Annotated in this window: 16 protein-coding genes; 11 read left to right on the top strand and 5 right to left on the bottom strand. The window is 71.1% G+C overall.

Annotation, left to right across the window (positions count from 1 at the left end):
• Window positions 1–117: 117 nt before the first annotated feature.
• From OHS71_RS16755 to groL, 4 genes are all read left to right on the top strand, one after another.
• The gene (locus OHS71_RS16755) at window positions 118–1,062 is read left to right on the top strand and encodes a polysaccharide deacetylase family protein (protein WP_328480197.1); all 945 of its coding nucleotides are present in this window, start codon (window positions 118–120) and stop codon (window positions 1,060–1,062) included.
• A 47-nt stretch (window positions 1,063–1,109) separates the two neighbouring features.
• On the top strand, window positions 1,110–1,970 hold the full coding sequence (locus tag OHS71_RS16750) for a polysaccharide deacetylase family protein (protein WP_443046963.1): 861 nt from the start codon (window positions 1,110–1,112) through the stop codon (window positions 1,968–1,970).
• Window positions 1,971–2,323: 353 nt separating this feature from the next.
• Complete coding sequence (gene groES / locus OHS71_RS16745; protein ID WP_020132158.1) at window positions 2,324–2,632, top strand: co-chaperone GroES; 309 nt, start codon at window positions 2,324–2,326, stop codon at window positions 2,630–2,632.
• A gap of 111 nt (window positions 2,633–2,743) precedes the next feature.
• Window positions 2,744–4,369 (top strand): chaperonin GroEL, encoded by a 1,626-nt coding sequence (gene groL, locus OHS71_RS16740; RefSeq protein WP_328480195.1) that lies wholly within the window; start codon window positions 2,744–2,746, stop codon window positions 4,367–4,369.
• A 123-nt stretch (window positions 4,370–4,492) separates the two neighbouring features.
• Here groL and OHS71_RS16735 read toward each other — a convergent pair whose 3' ends face one another.
• The 3 genes from OHS71_RS16735 to OHS71_RS16725 form a co-directional block, all read right to left on the bottom strand.
• On the bottom strand, window positions 4,493–5,200 hold the full coding sequence (locus OHS71_RS16735) for an ester cyclase (protein ID WP_328480194.1): 708 nt from the start codon (window positions 5,198–5,200) through the stop codon (window positions 4,493–4,495).
• Between the two features lie 90 nt (window positions 5,201–5,290).
• Complete coding sequence (locus tag OHS71_RS16730) at window positions 5,291–6,064, bottom strand: SDR family NAD(P)-dependent oxidoreductase (protein ID WP_328480193.1); 774 nt, start codon at window positions 6,062–6,064, stop codon at window positions 5,291–5,293.
• A 164-nt stretch (window positions 6,065–6,228) separates the two neighbouring features.
• Window positions 6,229–6,900: an MOSC domain-containing protein gene (locus tag OHS71_RS16725; protein ID WP_328480192.1), complete on the bottom strand. Its 672-nt coding sequence runs from the start codon at window positions 6,898–6,900 to the stop codon at window positions 6,229–6,231.
• Between the two features lie 80 nt (window positions 6,901–6,980).
• Between OHS71_RS16725 and OHS71_RS16720 the strand changes: the two genes are divergently transcribed.
• Complete coding sequence (locus tag OHS71_RS16720) at window positions 6,981–7,916, top strand: LysR family transcriptional regulator (RefSeq protein WP_328480191.1); 936 nt, start codon at window positions 6,981–6,983, stop codon at window positions 7,914–7,916.
• Window positions 7,917–8,152: 236 nt separating this feature from the next.
• Here OHS71_RS16720 and OHS71_RS16715 read toward each other — a convergent pair whose 3' ends face one another.
• Complete coding sequence (locus tag OHS71_RS16715; RefSeq protein WP_328480190.1) at window positions 8,153–8,482, bottom strand: WhiB family transcriptional regulator; 330 nt, start codon at window positions 8,480–8,482, stop codon at window positions 8,153–8,155.
• A 379-nt stretch (window positions 8,483–8,861) separates the two neighbouring features.
• Here OHS71_RS16715 and OHS71_RS16710 point away from each other — a divergent pair, with 379 nt between their 5' ends.
• The 4 genes from OHS71_RS16710 (at window position 8,862) to OHS71_RS16695 (ending at window position 13,577) form a co-directional block, all read left to right on the top strand.
• The gene (locus OHS71_RS16710) at window positions 8,862–9,473 is read left to right on the top strand and encodes a response regulator transcription factor (protein ID WP_003948568.1); all 612 of its coding nucleotides are present in this window, start codon (window positions 8,862–8,864) and stop codon (window positions 9,471–9,473) included.
• 607 nt (window positions 9,474–10,080) lie between these two features.
• Entirely contained in the window at window positions 10,081–10,668 is a 588-nt protein-coding gene (locus OHS71_RS16705) for a sigma-70 family RNA polymerase sigma factor (protein WP_057584634.1), read from the top strand.
• Window positions 10,669–10,822: 154 nt separating this feature from the next.
• Window positions 10,823–12,325: an IMP dehydrogenase gene (gene guaB, locus OHS71_RS16700; RefSeq protein WP_328480189.1), complete on the top strand. Its 1,503-nt coding sequence runs from the start codon at window positions 10,823–10,825 to the stop codon at window positions 12,323–12,325.
• A 127-nt stretch (window positions 12,326–12,452) separates the two neighbouring features.
• Window positions 12,453–13,577 (top strand): GuaB3 family IMP dehydrogenase-related protein, encoded by a 1,125-nt coding sequence (locus OHS71_RS16695; RefSeq protein WP_328480188.1) that lies wholly within the window; start codon window positions 12,453–12,455, stop codon window positions 13,575–13,577.
• Window positions 13,578–14,140: 563 nt separating this feature from the next.
• Here OHS71_RS16695 and OHS71_RS16690 read toward each other — a convergent pair.
• Window positions 14,141–15,349, bottom strand: a complete 1,209-nt coding sequence (locus OHS71_RS16690) for a nucleotide sugar dehydrogenase (protein ID WP_328480187.1) — start codon at window positions 15,347–15,349, stop codon at window positions 14,141–14,143.
• 344 nt (window positions 15,350–15,693) lie between these two features.
• Between OHS71_RS16690 and OHS71_RS16685 the strand changes: the two genes are divergently transcribed.
• Window positions 15,694–17,403 (top strand): glycerol-3-phosphate dehydrogenase/oxidase, encoded by a 1,710-nt coding sequence (locus OHS71_RS16685; RefSeq protein ID WP_328480186.1) that lies wholly within the window; start codon window positions 15,694–15,696, stop codon window positions 17,401–17,403.
• A 564-nt stretch (window positions 17,404–17,967) separates the two neighbouring features.
• Complete coding sequence (locus OHS71_RS16675) at window positions 17,968–20,100, top strand: serine/threonine-protein kinase (protein ID WP_328480185.1); 2,133 nt, start codon at window positions 17,968–17,970, stop codon at window positions 20,098–20,100.
• The last annotated feature ends 45 nt before the right edge of the window (window positions 20,101–20,145 follow it).

Below are 20,145 nucleotides of genomic sequence, written 5' to 3'. Positions count from 1 at the left end.
GTCCTGTCGGCCGGGCGGGAGCCGCCGGTCGTACCTGTGGGCCAGTCGGTGGACGGTGGCTGTCCGGCGGCGGTGTCGGGTCGGGTTCCGGGGCGGTGGCTGCGATGATCCGGCGCCATGAGATCTGTCGTACTAAATGATGAAAGGCCCGGGCGTACGGCATTCCGGAGTGTGCTCGTCGTCCTCGCGCTGGCCGGCATCGCCTCGGGCTGCGCGGGAGGCGGAGAGGGCGGCCGCTCGGCCCGCCCCGCGGCGGGTCAGCAGCCCAGGAAGGCGGCACCCCCCGAGGCGCCGCCCGCCCGCGCCCTGCACTCGTACGCCACGAGGCTCCGCGCCGCGCACCGGGCCAGGGTCGCCGCGGCGAAGCGCTGGGGCCTGAGGGCGGTCCCGCTGACACCCCCGGCGCCGCCCGTGCACAAGCCGGAGATCACCACGCGCAAGGGCTTCGAGGTCGACGGTCACGAGGAACTCGGCCTCCCGCCGGTCTTCACCACCGTCCCGACCGAGGACCGGGTCGTTTTCCTCACCGTCGACGACGGCGCCGAGAAGGACCCGGCGTTCCTGCGCATGATGAGCGAGCTGGAGATCCCGTACACCGCCTTCCTCAGCGACTATCTGATCAAGGATGACTACGGCTACTTCAAGAAGATGCAGGACACGGGCGTGTCCCTGAACAACCACACCCTCCACCACCCCTACCTGCCCGCCCTCTCCTATGCGCGCCAGAAGTACGAGATCTGCGGCATGCAGCGCGTGATCGAGAAGCGCTACGGCACGCGCCCGACCCTCTTCCGGCCGCCTTTCGGCAACTATGACCGGGACACCCTGCGGGCAGCGAAGACCTGCGGTGTGCGCTACGCCCCGCTCTGGGACGAGGAGGTCTTCGTCGACCACTGGGAGTACCGCGAGGGGGATCGGAGCCTCCACCCGGGGGACATCGTCCTGACTCATTTCCGCGGCCGCGGCGACTGGAAGGGCACGATGCCCGGGATGGTCCGCCGTTTTCTGAACAAGGTCACGGCCAAGGGCTACGCGGTGGCCCGACTGGAGGACTACCTGTGAGGGACATGCGGACGGCACGGACGGCGCGGGTGAAGCCGGCGGCGCCGATGACGCGCACGGCACCGGTGGCATCGAAGAGGCCGAGGCGGCCGCCGGCCTCCCTGATCCTGGCCGCCGTCACGGCATTCGCGGCCCTGGCCACTCTGGCGACGGGCTGTGCCCAGTCCGTCGACCCCATCGAACGGCTGGGAAAGAAGGCCGCCGCCGGAGTCGGGCCGCACCGCCCGACCGGGCAGGAGGCGTACCGCCGCTGGGGCCTTGCGGGCCCCCTGGCTCCCGCGCCGCGCCATCCGGCCCGCTCCCTGGCGGGCAGTCCGGGAGCGGCCTTCCCCCCGGTCGTCGACCACGTCCCGACCGCCGACCGCGTCGTCTTCCTCACCTACGACGACGGCGCCGAACGCGACCCCCGCTTCGTCGACATGGTCCGCGAACTGCGCCTTCCGGTGAGCATGTTCCTCACGGACAGCGTGGTGGGCCCGGGTTACGCCCACTTCGCCCGCCTCCGGTCCGTCGGCGCGAGCATCCAGAACCACACCCTGGACCACCCGGCCCTGCGCGGCCTGCCGTACGCCGGCCAGCGCGCCGAGATCTGCGGTCAGCAGGACAAACTCCGGTCCCGCTTCGGGGTGCGCCCCCGCCTCTTCCGCCCGCCCTACGGCGCCTATGACACGACCACCCGACGCGCCGCCGCCGACTGCGGCCTCGCGGCCGTCGTCCTGTGGCGCGCCTCGATGGGCCCCGCCGGCCTCACCTACGCCCACGGGCCGCGTCGTCTCCACCCCGGCGACATCATCGCCGTGGCCCCGGACGAGACGACGGGCTCGGGCCTGCGGGAACGCACGACGCGCCTGCTGCGACGGGTACAGGAGCAGGGCCTGACGGTGGCCAGGCTGGAGGACTACGTCTGAGAGCCGGGGGTCTGTCTTTTCAGCCCGTCGGGGGGCTCCCCCCGGGTGAGTCCGAGGACGAGGCCCGTTCAGGGCCGAAGCGGGGGCCGAAGGACGGCAGCCGCCGGTGCGGACTCGCGCGGGCCCACAACGGCGAATGGGCCACTCACCCAAGCTGAAATCCGGCCGACGCGCCGCGCGCATTGGCACTCCGCTTGACCGAGTGCTAATCGCAGTCATAGTCTCGCTCCTGGCACTCCCCACTGGAGAGTGCCAACAGCGACGGGCAGGTCCGGCACCCGCGACGACGGATCCACCTGGTCGCCACCTCAGACAATCAGCCCCGTGAGATCTCCGAAGGGGGAGGTCGGATCGTGACGACCACCAGCTCCAAGGTTGCCATCAAGCCGCTCGAGGACCGCATTGTGGTCCAGCCGCTCGACGCCGAGCAGACCACCGCCTCTGGCCTGGTCATCCCGGACACCGCGAAGGAGAAGCCCCAGGAGGGCGCAGTCCTCGCGGTGGGCCCGGGTCGCTTCGAGAACGGCGAGCGCCTGCCGCTCGACGTCAAGGTCGGCGACGTCGTCCTGTACAGCAAGTACGGCGGCACCGAGGTGAAGTACAACGGCGAGGAGTACCTCGTCCTCTCGGCCCGCGACGTGCTCGCGATCATCGAGAAGTAATTCACCCAGTTTTGCAGTGAACTGCGCTCCTGGCCCCGCGTCTTTGTGAAGCCGGGTGCTGGGGGCGCAGTTCGTTTCTCCCACGCTTTCCGAGAGGGCTGAACCGCTCCCATGGCGAAGATCCTGAAGTTCGACGAGGACGCCCGTCGCGCCCTCGAGCGCGGCGTCAACAAGCTTGCCGACACGGTCAAGGTGACGATCGGCCCCAAGGGCCGCAACGTCGTCATCGACAAGAAGTTCGGCGCCCCCACCATCACCAACGACGGTGTCACGATCGCCCGTGAGGTCGAGCTCGACGACCCGTACGAGAACCTCGGCGCGCAGCTGGTGAAGGAGGTGGCGACCAAGACCAACGACATCGCGGGTGACGGTACGACCACCGCCACCGTGCTCGCCCAGGCCCTGGTCCGCGAGGGCCTGAAGAACGTCGCCGCGGGTGCCTCCCCGGCCGCCCTGAAGAAGGGCATCGACGCCGCGGTCAAGGCGGTCTCCGAGGAGCTCCTCGCCACCGCCCGCCCGATCGACGAGAAGTCCGACATCGCGGCCGTCGCCGGTCTGTCCGCCCAGGACAGCCAGGTCGGCGAGCTCATCGCCGAGGCGATGGACAAGGTCGGCAAGGACGGTGTCATCACCGTCGAGGAGTCCAACACCTTCGGTCTGGAGCTGGACTTCACCGAGGGCATGGCCTTCGACAAGGGCTACCTGTCGCCGTACTTCGTGACGGACCAGGAGCGCATGGAGGCCGTCCTCGAGGACCCCTACATCCTCATCAACCAGGGCAAGATCTCCTCCATCGCCGACCTGCTGCCGCTGCTGGAGAAGGTCATCCAGACCAACTCCTCCCGGCCGCTGCTGATCATCGCCGAGGACGTCGAGGGCGAGGCCCTGTCGACCCTGGTCGTGAACAAGATCCGCGGCACCTTCAACGCGGTCGCCGTCAAGGCCCCGGGCTTCGGTGACCGCCGCAAGGCGATGCTCCAGGACCTCGCGGTCCTCACCGGCGCCACCGTCATCTCCGAGGAGGTCGGCCTCAAGCTCGACCAGGTCGGCGTCGACGTGCTCGGCTCCGCCCGCCGCGTCACCGTCACCAAGGACGACACCACGGTCGTCGACGGCGCCGGCGACTCCTCCGAGGTTCAGGGCCGCATCAGCCAGATCAAGGCCGAGATCGAGAACACCGACTCCGACTGGGACCGCGAGAAGCTCCAGGAGCGCCTCGCGAAGCTGGCCGGCGGCGTGTGCGTGATCAAGGTCGGCGCCGCCACCGAGGTGGAGCTGAAGGAGAAGAAGCACCGTCTGGAGGACGCCATCTCCGCGACCCGCGCCGCGGTCGAGGAGGGCATCGTCTCCGGTGGTGGCTCCGCTCTGGTCCACGCCGCCAAGGTGCTCGAGGGCGGCCTGGGCAAGACCGGCGACGAGGCCACCGGTGTCGCCGTGGTCCGCCGCGCCGTCGTCGAGCCGCTGCGCTGGATCGCCGAGAACGCGGGCCTCGAGGGCTACGTCATCACCTCCAAGGTCGCCGAGCTCGACAAGGGCCAGGGCTTCAACGCCGCGACCGGCGAGTACGGCGACCTGGTCAAGGCCGGCGTCATCGACCCGGTCAAGGTCACCCGCTCCGCCCTGGAGAACGCCGCCTCCATCGCCTCCCTCCTCCTGACGACCGAGACCCTCGTCGTCGAGAAGAAGGAAGAGGAAGAGCCGGCCGCAGCGGGCCACGGCCACGGCCACTCCCACTGACGCAACACCTCACCGCCGCCGTCCCGGGCTCTGAACACCGGCCCGGGCCGGCACGCACGGCAGCAACGAGGCCCGGCACCCCTGCGGACAAGGGGTGCCGGGCCTCGGCGTTCCGGACGGCGGCTACTGCGCCAGCTCGTCCAGCGCCCCGAGTTGTTCCATCAGTCCCAGCCGGTCGTACTGCCACCAGGCTTCGACGATCTTTCCGTCCTCCCTGCACCGGAAGATGGTCGTTCCGGTCATGGACACCTGCTTACCGGTGGCCGGGATCCCCATGAAGTCGCCCTTGTGGGTGCCGCTCCAGGTCCACCGGTTGCACACGCGGTCGCCCTGCTCGATCTGGTCCTCGAGGGAGAAGGCGAAGTCGAAGCCGCCCCGCCACATCTCGATCTCCCGGCGCATCGCGTCCATCCCCATGGTGTCCTGCTCGTTGGACGGGTCGTGGTCGTGGTACTCCTCGGCCAGCAGGCCGTCCAGCGGCGGCAGCGCGCCCCGGGTCCCGACCGTCTCGAAGAACCGCCGCGCCGTCTCGGCGTACAGCTGCTCGTCCCGTACGACGTCGAGATCCGTGAAGGTCGGCATCTCGTCGCACAGGGCCACCAGCTCCCGGAAGACCTTGTCGGTCTCCGGAAGGTTCGAGTTCCGCATCGCCTCCTCGTACGACGGGAACTCCACGATCTCGATGAAGTGCGACGCGTCGGAGCGGTCCTTGCCGACCACCGCGTGCGTCGCGGTCCGCTTGCCCCTGGTCTGCTCGACCCATGTGTCCATCAGCCGGTCCATCTCGTCGAACCGGCTGGTCCTGCAGTCGATGAGCTGTACGAACGTCATGACGCCGCCTCCGGCCCCCCTGGATCCGGTCCCCGTCACGCCCATTTTCTCACCGGAGCGCCGACGTCACCCGTCCACCGCGGACTCCCGCTACCGGGGCCCGTACTTCCGGCCCGTCCTCGAGCTGATCCCGCCGAGCAACGAGCGGGGCGTCACCTTCACCAGACCCATCAGCGCCTTGTAGCGCGGGTCGGGGATCGACAGCGACTTCCCGCGCGCCAGGTCGTGCAGCGCCGCCGCGACCAGCTTGTCCGCGTCCAGCCACATCCAGCCCGGGATGTTGTCCGTGCCCATGCCGGCCCGCGCGTGGAACTCCGTGCGCACGAACCCCGGGCACAGCGCCATCAGCCGCACCCCGCTGCCCGCCAGGTCCTTCGCCGCGCCCTGCGTGAACTGCACGACCCACGCCTTCGACGCCCCGTACGTCCCCCGCGGCACGAAGGCCGCGACCGAGGCCACGTTGACGACGCCCCCGCGTCCGCGTTCGCGCATCACCGTCGTCGCCGCGGACGTCAGCCGCAGCACCGCCTCGCAGTGCACCTTGAGCATCTTCAGCTCGTCGGCCATGGACACGTCGAGATAGCGGCCCTTGTTGCCGAAGCCGGCGTTGTTGATCAGCAGGTCGACGGGGTTCTTGCGGTCCCCGAGCCGGGCTGCCACCGCCTCGATGCCCTCGTCGGTGGCGAGGTCGGCGGTCAGTACCTCCGCCTCGATGCCGTGCCGGTCGTGCAACTCGGTCGCCTGCTCGCGCAGTCGCTTGGTGTCCCGTGCCACGAGGACGAGATCATGCCCGTCCGCCGCCAGTCTGCGCGCGAACGCGGCACCGATGCCCGCGGTCGAACCAGTAATCAGAGCCGTTGTCATGGCGCAAGGTTAGTGACCCGGAGTACCTGGGTCCGATCTCTGCACCCGGCCTCCCGAAGGTGAAGACCTCGTGCGCATGCCCCGCGCTCCGTCCCGCGCGCCCCCTCCGGCGAGGTCGCCTCGGTCCCCTTGCCACCCCCCGCTCCGCACCCCTGTCCCACCCCTTACGCGTGCCCGTACTTCTCCACATATGCGTGGGCCGCCGCCAGGGCCTCCGGGTGCAGCGCGTCGCCCGCCGCGAGCAACCGGGGCAGCAGTTCCCGGTTCGTGGTGGTGGCCCTGAACTCCATCCGGGCCGTCACCTCGTGCTCCGGCAGGTGGACGATCTCCACGGGATCGCCCGCGCGGATCTCACCCGGCACGATCACCCGCAGATAAGCGCCCGTGGCGGCCTTCTCGGTGAACCGCCGCACCCACCGCTTCTCTCCCACGTGGCCCTGGAAGGTCAGGCACGGTATCCGCCCCGAGGTCACCTCCAGCACCACGTCGGGACCGATCCGCCAGCGCTCGCCGATCCGTGCGCCGGAGACGTCCAGACCCGTGGTGGTCAGGTTCTCGCCGAACGCGCCGTCGGCCAGCGTGCGCCCCAGCTCGCGCTCCCAGTCGTCGAGGTCCTCGCGCGCGACGGCGTACACGGCCTGGTCGTTGCCGCCGTGGTGGCGCAGGTCGCACACCGTGTCCCCGGCCAGCCCGCTCGCCCCGACCCCCTTGGGGCCGGGCGCCGCGATCCGCACGGGCCCCTCGACCGGCCGCTTGTCGATCCCGGTCAGTCCCTGCGGCTGGTCGGTGTACGGCACGGCCGTGGCGCGGCCCAGATTGACAGACAGAAGCCTCATGGCGGCACCGTACGAGCTCCGGGGTCAAAGTGTCGACGCATTATTCGCACACTCACCCAAGGCTCGCTTATGATCGGAAGATGATCGAGGCCCGTCATCTCCGTGTCCTGCGCGCCGTGGCCGCCACCGGCTCCTTCTCCGCGGCCGGGCGCGAACTGGGCTGCACCCAGCCGGCCGTCAGTCAGCAGATGAAGGCCCTCGAGGCGTCCGTCGGCACCCCGCTGCTCATCCGCAGCGGACGCGAGATGCGCCTGACCCAGGCGGGCGAGGCCCTCGTCCGCCACGCGGCCGGAATCCTGTCCGGGCTGACCGCCGCCGAGGAGGAGGTCGCCGCCATCGCGGGGCTGCGTGCCGGCCGGGTCCGTCTGGTGTCCTTCCCCAGCGGCAGCTCCACTCTCGTCCCCACCGCCCTCGCCGCTCTGCGCGCGGCCCACCCCGGCACCCGGGTCTCCCTGGAGGAGGCCGAGCCGCCGCGGTCCGTCGAGCTGCTCCGCGAAGGCGACTGCGACATCGCCCTCGCCTTCCGCTACGAACGCGCGACGGACGCCGCAGACGCCGAGCAGGCCGGCGAAGGCGAATGGGACGACCTGGTCGTACGGCCGCTGCTGACGGACCGTCTCGTCGCCCTCGTCCCCGAACGGCACCGCCTCGCGCGCACCGGAGCCTCGGGGTCGGTCGCCATCGGCGACCTCGCCGCCGAGCCGTGGATCGCCGGCTGCCCGCGCTGTCGCGGCCAGCTGGTCCAGGTGTGCGAGAGCGCCGGCTTCACGCCCCGCATCGACTTCGCGACCGACGACTACCCGGCGGTGGTCGGTCTGGTGGGCGCCGGTCTCGGCGTCGCCGTCCTGCCCCAGCTCGCCATCGAGTCCGTCCGGCCCCGCGGAGCCCGCGCGGTGACGCTGGAGCCGGCGGTGCGGCGGGAGATCGTCGCGCTCACCCTGCCCGACCTCGCCCAGGTGCCGGCGGTGTCGGCCACGCTGGATCAGCTGGAACGGGCGGCGGCGCGCGCCGGCTGACACAGCCACCGAGGACGAGCAGCCGAACCCCCGAGCCGTCCGAAGACGATCAGCCGGTGCGGACGGGCCGACTGGATGCGATCAGCCGGTGCGGACGGGCCGACTGGATGCGATCAGCCGGCGCGGACGGGGCCGGCGGGAGCGGCCCACGGGGCCGGGCAAGCGAAAGCGGCGGGTACACGCGTGTGCCCGCCGCTTGGGGGGTTCCTGCTCACGGAATCCGGAGAAACGTTCCTTCATGCGTTCGACGAGGCGTCTCCCGCACTCGACGACGCCGATACCAGGCGGTTGCGCGCCCGGCCCATGAGCTCCTCGCGCTCGTCCTCGGTCAACCCGCCCCACACGCCGTACGGCTCACGTACCGCCAACGCGTGCGCCGCGCACTGCGCGCGGACCGGGCACCTCATGCAGACCTCCTTGGCCGAGTTCTCTCGAGCGCTCCGAGCCGCCCCGCGCTCACCCTCCGGATGGAAGAAGAGCGAACTGTCCACTCCGCGGCAGGCAGCCAGGAGCTGCCAGTCCCACAGGTCCGCGTTCGGTCCGGGAAGGCGGGAGAAATCTGCCATTGCGTGACCCCTTGTAGCCGTTCAGAGCGGATACGGTGCCCACGACCGTACAACTACGATCTAAGGAGATGAAAATATGACTCATTGCGAATCTAGCCTCAGACACCAGTAAAAGGGAAGAAATAGCGCCATATGGGGCATCGGTTGTGGTGAAAGGCTGAGGGTCCGTGTGGCTGACTCCTCTGTATCCGCCCCCTCACGTAGAGTGCCGAAGAATGCATGCGGCCCCGTAACTCTTTCGAGTGACCGTCGTTGGTAGTGCGGTGGCGGTTGAAAACACAAACGCTCGGGCAGGCGTCCGAGACGGTCGACCGCACAGGTGACGATTCGTAACAGCCTGGAGGCACAAGGTGACGCGCATCAGCTGCGGAGGGCGGCCATGACTTCCGTCCTCGTCTGCGACGACTCCCCGCTTGCCCGAGAGGCGCTCCGCCGCGCGGTCGCGACCGTGCCCGGCGTCGAGCGCGTGACGACGGCGGCCAACGGCGAGGAAGTCCTCCGCCGCTGGGGAGCCGACCGCTCGGACCTGATTCTGATGGACGTACGCATGCCCGGACTGGGCGGCGTCGAGACCGTACGGCGGCTGCTGTCCGCCGACCCCGGGGCCCGCATCATCATGCTGACCGTCGCCGAGGACCTCGACGGCGTCGCCCTCGCGGTGGCCGCCGGCGCCCGGGGCTATCTGCACAAGGACGCCTCGCGCGCGGAGTTGCGCGCGACCGTCACACAGGCCCTGGCCGACCCGACCTGGCGGCTCGCCCCGCGCCGGCTGCGCTCGGCCGAGATGGGCGCGGCGCCCACCCTCACCGCGCGTGAGATCCAGGTCCTGGAGGGTATGAGCCACGGCCGCTCCAACGCGGAGATCGGTCGGGAGCTGTTCCTCTCCGAGGACACCGTCAAGACGCACGCCCGCCGGCTGTTCAAGAAGCTCGGCGCCTCGGACCGCGCGCACGCCGTGGCACTCGGCTTCCGGTGGGGACTGGTCCGCTAGGGCGTGTCTGACAATTCCCGCCGGGCGCGCGGTGTCCGGCACGGCACTCCCCCAGCCTTCGGCCGGGGGTGCCCCCACGCCGCGTTGTCGCATCACCCGAGTACATCCAGTACGCGGGCGATGCTCCGCCTTGCGATGCACCGCACCGGACGCCGCGCGCTGATCCGACGCGAATTGTCAGACACGCCCTAGTGCCGTGACCGGCCGCCCGTCCCCGCCTGCCGGTCCCTGCTGTTGCGGACCGGTGCGACGGGGGCCGGGTCCTGGGCCGTCCGGGCGGACCCGACCGGACTCGGGTGACATGCGTCATTCACTGAGGGGAGCGAAGCCTTGAGCGAACCTCCCAGCTCAGACGTGGTCCGGAGGTCCGGCGAAGCCTCCTCCCGCCGCACGGCGGGCGGCGGCGGCACAGGCCCTCGCACGGCACCCGCTGCTGGTTTCGCCGCGGATGCCGCATCCTTGAGGTGTGGAGTTCCTCGGGGACGAGTCGGTCGAGCGGGAGGGGAGGGCGCAGGGGATGAGTTCCGGCGCACCTGCTCATAACGCTTCGGTGCACAACGACGGGCACGGTGCCGCGGCCGGTCCGGCCGCAGTGCACCATGGACCGATGCGCGATGACGAGGCGGTCACTGCCGTGGGGACGATCGGAGCACTCGTCCATCGCGCCGTGGACGGGGACGAGCAGGCCACGCACGACCTGCTGGCCCATGTCCACCCCCTCGCGCTGCGCTACTGCCGCACCCGGCTGTCCCGGCTGCCCGGCGACGCGCGCCACTTCGTCGAGGACCTCGCCCAGGAGGTCTGCGTCGCGGTCCTCCTCGCCCTGCCCCGCTACCGGGACACCGGCAGGCCCTTCGAGGCCTTCGTCTTCGCCATCGCCGCGCACAAGGTCGCCGACCTCCAGCGCGCCGCGATGCGGCACCCGGGCTCCACGGCGGTCCCCTCCGACGAGATGCCCGAACGGCCGGACGACTCGCTCGGTCCCGAGGAGCGCGCCCTCCTCAGCAGCGATGCCGAGTGGGCGAAGAAACTCATGGCCAACCTGCCCGAGAACCAGCGGGAACTGCTCCTGCTGCGCATCGCGGTGGGCCTCACCGCCGAGGAGACCGGCCAGATGTTGGGAATGTCACCCGGTGCCGTCCGGGTCGCCCAGCACCGGGCGCTGAGCAGACTGCGGGCTCTCGCCGAGCAGTAGCCGTCCCTGCGGGAGAGGCGCCGGTGAACAGGGCGCCCCTGGTTTCCGTACGAACATACGAAGCCCGGAGTCACGCTCGACCGTGGAATTCGGGAGGTGCGCTTCCCGTTAGCATGGACATCCGCACCGATCAAGGCCATTTGGGGAAGGTGTCATGACTGCCAACGTCGACGGAGTGCCCGGAAAATTCGCGACCCTCGGGCTCACCTACGACGACGTGCTGCTGCTGCCGGGCGCATCCGAGGTGCTCCCCAACGCGGTCGACACCTCGTCCCGCATCTCTCGCAACGTCCGTGTCAACATCCCGCTGCTCTCGGCGGCGATGGACAAGGTCACCGAGTCCCGCATGGCGATCGCGATGGCCCGCCAGGGCGGCGTCGGCGTGCTGCACCGCAACCTCTCCATCGAGGACCAGGTCAACCAGGTCGACCTCGTGAAGCGCTCCGAGTCCGGCATGGTCACCGACCCGATCACGGTGCACCCGGACGCGACGCTGGCCGAGGCCGACGCCCTCTGTGCGAAGTTCCGCATCAGCGGCGTGCCGGTCACCGACGGCACCAAGAAGCTGCTCGGCATCGTCACCAACCGTGACATGGCCTTCGAGTCCGACCGCACCCGTCAGGTGCGCGAGGTCATGACCCCGATGCCGCTGGTCACCGGGCACGTCGGCATCTCCGGCACGGACGCCATGGAGCTGCTGCGCCGCCACAAGATCGAGAAGCTGCCGCTGGTCGACGAGGCGGGCGTCCTCAAGGGACTCATCACCGTCAAGGACTTCGTCAAGGCCGAGCAGTACCCCCGGGCCGCCAAGGACACCGAGGGCCGGCTGCTCGTCGGCGCCGCCGTCGGCGCCAGCCCCGAGGCCCTCGAGCGCGCCCAGGCGCTCGCCGAGGCCGGTGTGGACTTCCTGGTCGTCGACACCTCGCACGGCCACAACAGCAACGCCCTCAGCTGGATGTCGAAGATCAAGTCGAGCGTGCGCGTCGACGTGATCGGCGGCAACGTCGCCACCCGCGACGGCGCCCAGGCACTGATCGACGCGGGTGTCGACGGCATCAAGGTCGGTGTCGGACCCGGCTCGATCTGCACCACCCGCGTGGTCGCCGGCATCGGCGTCCCGCAGGTCACCGCCATCTACGAGGCCTCCCTCGCCGCCCGCCCCGCGGGCATTCCACTGATCGGCGACGGCGGCCTGCAATACTCCGGAGACATCGGCAAGGCGCTCGCCGCCGGCGCCGACACGGTGATGCTGGGCAGCCTCCTCGCGGGCTGCGAGGAGTCGCCGGGCGAGCTGCAGTTCATCAACGGCAAGCAGTTCAAGTCCTACCGCGGCATGGGCTCGCTGGGCGCCATGCAGTCCCGGGGCCAGGCCAAGTCGTACTCCAAGGACCGCTACTTCCAGGCCGAGGTGGCAGCCGACGACAAGCTCGTGCCCGAGGGCATCGAGGGCCAGGTGCCCTACCGCGGCCCGCTGGGCAACGTACTGCACCAGCTCGTCGGCGGTCTGCGCCAGACGATGGGCTACGTCGGCGCCGCGACCATCGGGGAGATGGAGTCCAAGGGCCGCTTCGTCAGGATCACCTCCGCGGGCCTCAAGGAGAGCCACCCGCACGACATCCAGATGACGGTCGAAGCGCCGAACTACAGCAACAAGTGACCCGCACGCGCGCGTAAGGCGTGCGCGAGGTGTACCGAGGGCGGTCCCGGAGACTCCGGGGCCGCCTTCGCCGTACCCGTCGGCGATACTGGAAGACGCTGCAACGCATCAGGGAAAGGCCACACACGTGACTGAGATCGAGATCGGGCGCGGCAAGCGCGGCCGCCGGGCGTACGCCTTCGACGACATCGCCGTCGTCCCCAGCCGCCGTACGCGGGACCCGAAGGAGGTCTCGATCGCCTGGCAGATCGACGCCTACCGGTTCGAGCTGCCGTTCCTGGCCGCCCCCATGGACTCGGTCGTCTCCCCGGCCACCGCCATCCGCATCGGCGAGCTGGGCGGTCTCGGCGTCCTCAATCTCGAGGGCCTGTGGACCCGGCACGAGGACCCGCAGCCGTTGCTCGACGAGATCGTCGAGCTGGACGCGGAGACCGCGACCCGCCGTCTCCAGGAGATCTACGCGGCTCCCATCAAGGAGGAGCTGATCGGGCAGCGCATCAAGGAGGTGCGCGACTCGGGCGTGGTCACCGCCGCCGCGCTCTCCCCGCAGCGCACGGCCCAGTTCTCCAAGGCGGTCGTCGACGCCGGCGTGGACATCTTCGTCATCCGCGGCACGACCGTCTCCGCGGAGCACGTCTCCGGTTCGCACGAGCCGCTGAACCTGAAGCAGTTCATCTACGAGCTCGACGTCCCGGTGATCGTCGGCGGCTGCGCCACCTACACGGCGGCCCTGCACCTGATGCGCACGGGCGCGGCGGGCGTCCTGGTCGGCTTCGGCGGCGGCGCGGCGCACACCACGCGCAACGTGCTGGGCATCCAGGTCCCGATGGCGACGGCGGTCGCCGACGTGGCGGCGGCCCGCCGTGACTACATGGACGAGTCCGGCGGCCGGTACGTGCACGTGATCGCGGACGGCGGTGTCGGCTGGTCCGGCGACCTGGCCAAGGCGATCGCCTGCGGCGCCGACTCGGTGATGATGGGCTCGCCGCTCGCGCGCGCGACCGACGCACCGGGCCGTGGCCACCACTGGGGCATGGAGGCAGTCAACGAGGAGCTGCCGCGCGGCCAGAAGGTCGACCTCGGCACGGTCGGCACCCTCGAGGAGGTCCTCACGGGTCCGTCGCACACGCCCGACGGCTCGATGAACCTCTTCGGCGCCCTGCGCCGCGCCATGGCCACCACCGGCTACAGCGAGCTGAAGGAGTTCCAGCGCGTCGAGGTGACGGTGGCGGACTCGGTGCACCGGCGGTAGGACCGCAGAACGTCGGAAGCCGGCAGGGGCCGGCCGCCTCACCAGAGTGAGGCGGCCGGCCCCTTTCGTGTGCCCGTCACCCCGCTCCGCGCGCACCGGGGCGGGTGGTGCGGGAGGGGGCGCGCGGTTGCGTTCGAGGCGGAAGTGGGCTGGTCAGGGGGGTCGGGGACGGTAGCGTCCGGGTCGGCGCCCCCGTCGTGTGGGGTGCCCCCTTCCAAGGACATGGTTCCGGACCCCGGCCCTCGGGGCCCGGCCCGAGTTCCTGAACGTGCCGTTCACCGGGCGGCGTCGTGGAAGGGGGCGCCCATGGGACGTCACCGCAAGACCACCCGCTGGGACCGACTCCGTCTTCGGACGGTGCAGTGCCGGAGGAGGTGGATCTTGCGTCTTTTCGGATGGTGAGCGGCCGCCCCAACCACAACTAGGGGCGGACACTCCGTCATCCATCCTGGGGCCTGCCGCAGTGACCGCTGCGGTGGGCTCCACCTGTTCCGTACGTTACCGGCGGGCCGTGCCGTACGCCACCAGCCCCCGGAGCCCGCGGCGGCCGTGTGCGCCCCGCTTCACAACCGGTGCGCCGCCCCCGTAGGGGTGGCTCCCCTGGTGTCCAGCAGCAGTTGTGCCTTCACCGAAAGGCCCTGGAGGTCGTACGTCCGGTGCTGCTGGAGGAGGATCGTCAGGTCGGCGTCGGCGGCGGCCTCGTAGAGGGAGTCGGCGCGAGGCACCGGGCGGTCCAGGACGCTCCAGGACGGGACGTGCGGGTCGTTGTAGCTGACGGCGGCGCCGAGCTCCATCAGGCGGGTGGCGATCTCGCGCGCGGGGGCGCCCTGCTCGTCGGCGAGGTCGGGCTTGTAGGTGACGCCGAGCAGCAGCACCCGAGCGCCCCGTGCCGACTTGCCGTGCTCGTTGAGGAGTGCGGCGGCCCGCTGGACGACGTAGCGGGGCATGTGGTTGTTGACCTGCTGGGCCAGTTCGACCAGGCGCAGCGAGCCGCCGGGCCGGCCGGTGCGGTCCAGCGGGACCGAGTGGCCGCCGACGCCGGGCCCGGGGCGGAAGGACTCGAAGCCGAAGGGCTTGGTCTCCGCACAGCGGACGACGTCCCACAGGTCGATGCCGAGGTCGTGGCAGAGCACCGCCATCTCGTTGACGAGGGCGATGTTCACGTGGCGGAAGTTGGTCTCCAGGAGCTGCACGGTCTCGGCTTCCCGCAGGCCACGCGCGCGTACCACCTTGTCGGTGAGCCGGCTGTAGAAGGCGGCGGCGGACTCGGTGCAGGCAGGGGTGAGGCCGCCGATGACCTTCGGGGTGTTGGCGGGAGTGAAGGCGCGGCTGCCGGGGTCGACCCGGCTGGGGGAGTAGGCGAGGTGGAAGTCGCGGCCCGCGCGGAGGCCGGACGTCTCCTCCAGGAGCGGCCGCAGGAATTCCTCCGTGGCCCCGGGGTACACGGCGGACTCGAGGATCACGGTGGTGTGCGGGCGCAGGTGTCCGGCGAGGGTGCGGGCGGCCGTCTCCACCTGGCTCAGATCGAGTCCGCCGTCCGCGTCGCGCGGGGTAGGGGCGCAGATGACGGCGGTGCGCACCCGGCCCAGTTCGGCGGGGTTGGTGGCGGGCCGGAAGCCTCCCGAGAGCATCCTGCGCAGTTCGGCGGGGCTGAGGGAGCCGGCCTCGGGGCCGGTGCGGTAGCCGATGGTCGAGATGCCGGCGGCCACCGCGGCCTGGGCCAGGGGCAGGCCGAGCGGGCCGAGTCCGATGACGGCGAGATCTGCGGGCATGGCGTATGGCGTCCTTCCCAATAACCGAGGTGGGACAGGTGCGCAAGCCCTGTGGACAGAGTGGGCGAGCGCAATGTCAGACTAGGAGTAAATATGACCGTTATGCGTGATTGATCGACTGTGTTGGCCCGGCTGTGTCGAACGTCCGGCACGGAGGGCCCGCCGAGCGGCCGTGACCGGCTGTGTTCTCCGGAACGCCGGCCGAGGTTCCGGGAGAGTTGTCCACAGGCCGGGGGCGAGTGGTGGCTGAAGTCGGACAACGCGGTCAGAATTTGGGCATGAGGGATACGAACCGGATCTCGCCCTGAGGGTGTGGCCGGCGCTACGGACAGCGGGAGGCAGCGGTGAGGACAGCGACACTGGGGCCGGCGCAGCGAGCCGAGTCACTGGCGGCCATGGCCGAGCGCGAACTGGACGTGCTGGTGGTGGGGGCCGGCGTGGTCGGCGCGGGCACCGCCCTGGACGCCGTGACGCGCGGCCTGTCCACGGGACTGGTCGAGGCGCGCGACTGGGCGTCCGGCACATCGAGCAGGTCGAGCAAGCTGATCCACGGCGGACTGCGCTACCTGGAGATGCTCGACTTCGCACTCGTGCGGGAGGCGCTGAAGGAGCGGGGGCTGCTGCTGGAGCGGCTCGCCCCGCACCTCGTCAAACCGGTGCCCTTCCTGTATCCGCTCCAGCACAAGGGCTGGGAGCGGCTGTACGCCGGTGCGGGCGTCGCGCTCTACGACGCGATGTCCATGGCCCGCGGACACGGCCGGGGCCTGCCGATGCACCGTCACCTGACCCGGGGTCACGCCCTGCGCGTGGCTCCCGCCTTGAGGAAGGACGCGCTGGTCGGCGCGTTGCAGTACTACGACGCCCAGATGGACGACGCCCGCTTCGTCGCCAACCTCGTGCGCACGGCCGCGGCCTACGGGGCGAAGGCGGCCAACCGCGCGCGGGTGACCGGCTTCCTGCGTGAGGGAGAACGCGTCGTGGGCGCGCGGGTGCAGGACGTCGAGGGGGGCGGGGAGTACGAGATCCACGCCCGGCAGGTCGTCAACGCCACGGGCGTGTGGACCGACGACACCCAGGCGATGGTGGGGGAGCGCGGGCAGTTCCACGTACGCGCGTCCAAGGGCGTCCACCTCGTCGTCCCGAGGGACCGCATCAGCTCCACCACGGGACTGATCCTGCGCACCGAGAAGTCCGTGCTGTTCGTCATCCCCTGGGGCCGGCACTGGATCGTCGGCACCACCGACACCGACTGGGACCTGGACAAGGCCCACCCGGCCGCCTCCAGCGCGGACATCGACTATGTGCTGGAGCATGTGAACTCGGTGCTGAGGGTGCCGCTGACCCGCGACGACGTCGAGGGCGTGTACGCCGGGCTGCGGCCGCTGCTGGCCGGCGAGTCCGACGCCACCAGCAAGCTCTCGCGCGAACACACCGTGGCGCATCCGGTGCCGGGGCTGGTGGTCGTGGCGGGTGGCAAGTACACGACGTACCGGGTGATGGCGAAGGACGCCGTCGACGAGGCGGTGCGCGGCCTCGACCAGCGGGTCGCCGAGTGCGTCACGGAGGACGTGCCGCTGATGGGCGCGGAGGGCTACCGGGCGCTGTGGAACGCGCGGGCCCGGATCGCCGCGCAGACCGGACTGCACGTGGTGCGGGTGGAGCATCTGCTGAACCGCTTCGGGGCGATGGCGGAGGAGGTGCTGGACCTCATCGTCGCCGACCCGTCGCTGGGCGAGCCGCTCCAGGCAGCCGACGACTACCTCCGCGCCGAGATCGTCTACGCCGCCTCGCACGAGGGAGCACGGCATCTGGACGACGTCCTGACGCGCCGCACCCGCATCTCCATCGAGACCTTCGACCGCGGCACGCGCAGCGCCCGCGAGGCCGCCGAGCTGATGGCGCCGGTCCTCGGCTGGGACAAGAACCACATCGATCGCGAGGTCCAGCACTACGAGAAGCGGGTGGAGGCCGAGCGGGAGTCGCAGCGCCAGCCCGACGACCTGACGGCGGACGCGGCCCGGCTGGGGGCACCCGACATCGCCCCGCTGACCTGACCCCGGCCACCGTGTCGGACAGCGACAGCCGGTGCCCGGCGGCAAGTCGGAGCACGACCGTCGCGAGGAAGGTCATGGTGATGCTGCCGGCCCGGAAGCGGCCGGACCGGAAGATGCCCGGCCCCGCCTCCCGATAGCGGGCGCCGGTCCCCTCACCGGCGAGCAGGGCGGCTGCGGGCGCCCTGCCCCGGGTGGGGAACAGCGGCAGAAGGAGATCGGTGGGGGCCACGGTGGCCGCCTGTGAGCCGGTCGTGACCAGGCGGAGGAGCACGGCGGCCGCGGACGCGGCCACCGTGCTCCGAAGTGGCGCGATCACGCCACCTCCTGACCTCGCTCCCCGGGTGCGTGCTCATCATGCAGGGCCGGTCCCGCCGCACTTCACCCTGCATCCGCGTCATGAACGGGGCTGTTGGGGCTCCTTGGCCCCACCGTGCTGCACCTTCTGGCCGGAATGCTCCACTCCTGGGTACGGTCGGGAGGGGACGAGGGGCACCCTGGGCGTCGGGCACTTGTCGGGTGAGGGACAATGAAGGCTCTGTCAGGGCGGGTTGCATGAGGGGACGCATGTCGGAGGCGGAGCGGGCGGGAGCATCCCGTCAGGACAAGAGCGCACGTCTCCTCGCCGGGCGGTACCGGCTGGGAGATGTACTCGGCCGCGGCGGCATGGGGACGGTGTGGCGCGCCGAGGACGAGACCCTCGGACGCACGGTCGCCGTCAAGGAGCTGCGGTTCCCGGGAAACATCGACGAGGACGAGAAGCGGCGGCTGATCACGCGGACGCTGCGCGAGGCCAAGGCCATCGCGCGGATCCGCAACAACAGCGCGGTGACGGTCTTCGACGTGGTCGAGGAGGACGACCGGCCGTGGATCGTGATGGAACTCGTCGAGGGCAAGTCGCTCGCCGAGGTCATCCGTGAGGACGGCGTGCTGGAGCCGAAGCGGGCCGCGGAGGTCGGGCTCGCGATCCTCGACGTGCTGCGTTCGGCGCACCGCGAGGGCATCCTGCACCGTGACGTGAAGCCGTCGAACGTGCTGATCGCCGAGGACGGCCGGGTCGTGCTCACCGACTTCGGTATCGCGCAGGTCGAGGGCGACCCGTCGATCACGTCCACCGGCATGCTCGTCGGCGCGCCGTCGTACATCTCCCCGGAGCGGGCCCGCGGTCACAAGCCGGGACCCGCGGCCGACCTGTGGTCGCTCGGCGGGCTGCTGTACGCGTCGGTCGAGGGCTCACCTCCGTACGACAAGGGCTCGGCGATCGCCACGCTCACCGCGGTGATGACCGAGCAGCTGGAGGAGCCGAAGAACGCGGGGCCGCTGAAGGACGTCATCTACGGCCTGCTCACCAAGGACCCCGCGCGGCGGCTCGACGACGCCGGTGCGCGGGCGATGCTGAACGCGGTGCTCCACGCCCCCGAGCCGCGGCACGCCGAGCCGGCGGACGCGACGAAGGTCGTGCCGCTGCCCGTGCTGCCGGACGCCGCGAACGGCAAGGGGAGCTCGGCCGGCGCGGAGGCGGGCGAGAAGCTGCGCGGCGCGTTCCGGTCGGTGCGCAAGGCCGCCGTCGCCGCCGGCGCCGCCACCTCGGCGGTCGCGGGCCGGACCAAGCCGGCGAACGGGACGAGTGGCTCCGGTTCCGTGAGCGCGGCCGAGGCGCGGCCGAGCGGGGCGCGGGAGAGTGGGGCGGCCCGGGGTACCGGGGCCGCCGCTTCCGCCGCCGCCCCGTCCGTCGGCGCGCCCGTGGCCCCGGACTCCCGAGGTACCACTGCGCCGTCGGCGTCGGCTGCGAGGTCGGCGTCCAGCCCGGTGTCCGGCACGGCGTCGTCGTCGCCGTCCGTTCCTGCGGCCCGTTCCGGTTCGGGTACGGGGACCGGGGCCGAGGACGGGGGCGCCGGGCGGAGTTCCGGGTGGCCGGTGATGACGCCGCCGGATCTGCCGCCGCGGCCCGTGCCCAGGGCGCCGTTGACGGACGTGGTGCCGAAGCGCACGTTGGTGATCATCGCCGTGGTCGTGGTGCTGGCCGTGCTCGGCACGGTGCTGGCCCTCACCCTCGGCGGGGGCGGCGACACCGCCGGCTCGAAGGACGGCGGCGGCTCGCGGCCGGTGGCCGGCGGGAGTGCGAGCGCCGACACCAAGGAGGACGAGGACAGCGGGACCCGTACGGACGGGGCGTCCGCGCAGTCCACCGCGTCCTCCGGAGCCGGGGCGAACACGTCCACGACCGGAGGCGCCGGATCCGGCGTCACCGGGTCCGGGGGCACCGGCGTGGCGACCACTCCGTACAAGGGCGGACAGGGGTACTCGATCGGCCTGCCCGCGGGGTGGAAGTACCAGACCTCGGGCAGCGCGGGGGACCGCTTCACCGGGCCCGACGGACAGAAGTTGCTCGTCGCCTGGACGACCACGCCCAAGGGCGACCCCGTCGCCGACTGGAAGAACCAGGAGCGCTACATGGTGCGCTCGCAGTACAAGAAGATCCGAATAGAGCAGGTGGGCTACCGCGGCTGGAACACGGCCGACTGGGAGTTCACCTACACGGACGGCGGGACCGCGTACCGCACCATCGACCGCGGGTTCGTGGTGAACGACAGTCTCGGCTACGCCCTGATGTACACGGCGAAGTCCGCCGCATGGGGTACCGACCTGCGGGAGAGCACCTGGAAGGCGCTGGCGGACAGCTTCACGCCGAAGAAGTAGCAACAACCGTCGGGCATCCCGACCGGTCGTCGGACATCGCCGACC

The organism is Streptomyces sp. NBC_00377, from assembly GCF_036075115.1.
GTDB lineage: Bacteria > Actinomycetota > Actinomycetes > Streptomycetales > Streptomycetaceae > Streptomyces.
This window is presented reverse-complemented; position numbering and strand designations above follow the sequence as displayed.

What these genes read in the sequence shown, in the direction of transcription:
- OHS71_RS16725 (WP_328480192.1), bottom strand. Translation starts at nt 6,900, where the DNA reads ATGAGGCTTCTGTCTGTCAATCTGGGCCGCGCCACGGCCGTGCCGTAC.
- OHS71_RS16675 (WP_328480185.1), top strand. Translation starts at nt 17,968, where the DNA reads ATGTCGGAGGCGGAGCGGGCGGGAGCATCCCGTCAGGACAAGAGCGCA.
- OHS71_RS16730 (WP_328480193.1), bottom strand. Translation starts at nt 6,064, where the DNA reads ATGACAACGGCTCTGATTACTGGTTCGACCGCGGGCATCGGTGCCGCG.
- guaB (WP_328480189.1), top strand. Translation starts at nt 10,823, where the DNA reads ATGACTGCCAACGTCGACGGAGTGCCCGGAAAATTCGCGACCCTCGGG.
- OHS71_RS16710 (WP_003948568.1), top strand. Translation starts at nt 8,862, where the DNA reads ATGACTTCCGTCCTCGTCTGCGACGACTCCCCGCTTGCCCGAGAGGCG.
- OHS71_RS16750 (WP_443046963.1), top strand. Translation starts at nt 1,110, where the DNA reads ATGACGCGCACGGCACCGGTGGCATCGAAGAGGCCGAGGCGGCCGCCG.
- OHS71_RS16715 (WP_328480190.1), bottom strand. Translation starts at nt 8,482, where the DNA reads ATGGCAGATTTCTCCCGCCTTCCCGGACCGAACGCGGACCTGTGGGAC.
- OHS71_RS16735 (WP_328480194.1), bottom strand. Translation starts at nt 5,200, where the DNA reads ATGACGTTCGTACAGCTCATCGACTGCAGGACCAGCCGGTTCGACGAG.
- OHS71_RS16705 (WP_057584634.1), top strand. Translation starts at nt 10,081, where the DNA reads ATGCGCGATGACGAGGCGGTCACTGCCGTGGGGACGATCGGAGCACTC.
- OHS71_RS16690 (WP_328480187.1), bottom strand. Translation starts at nt 15,349, where the DNA reads ATGCCCGCAGATCTCGCCGTCATCGGACTCGGCCCGCTCGGCCTGCCC.
- groL (WP_328480195.1), top strand. Translation starts at nt 2,744, where the DNA reads ATGGCGAAGATCCTGAAGTTCGACGAGGACGCCCGTCGCGCCCTCGAG.
- OHS71_RS16755 (WP_328480197.1), top strand. Translation starts at nt 118, where the DNA reads ATGAGATCTGTCGTACTAAATGATGAAAGGCCCGGGCGTACGGCATTC.
- OHS71_RS16720 (WP_328480191.1), top strand. Translation starts at nt 6,981, where the DNA reads ATGATCGAGGCCCGTCATCTCCGTGTCCTGCGCGCCGTGGCCGCCACC.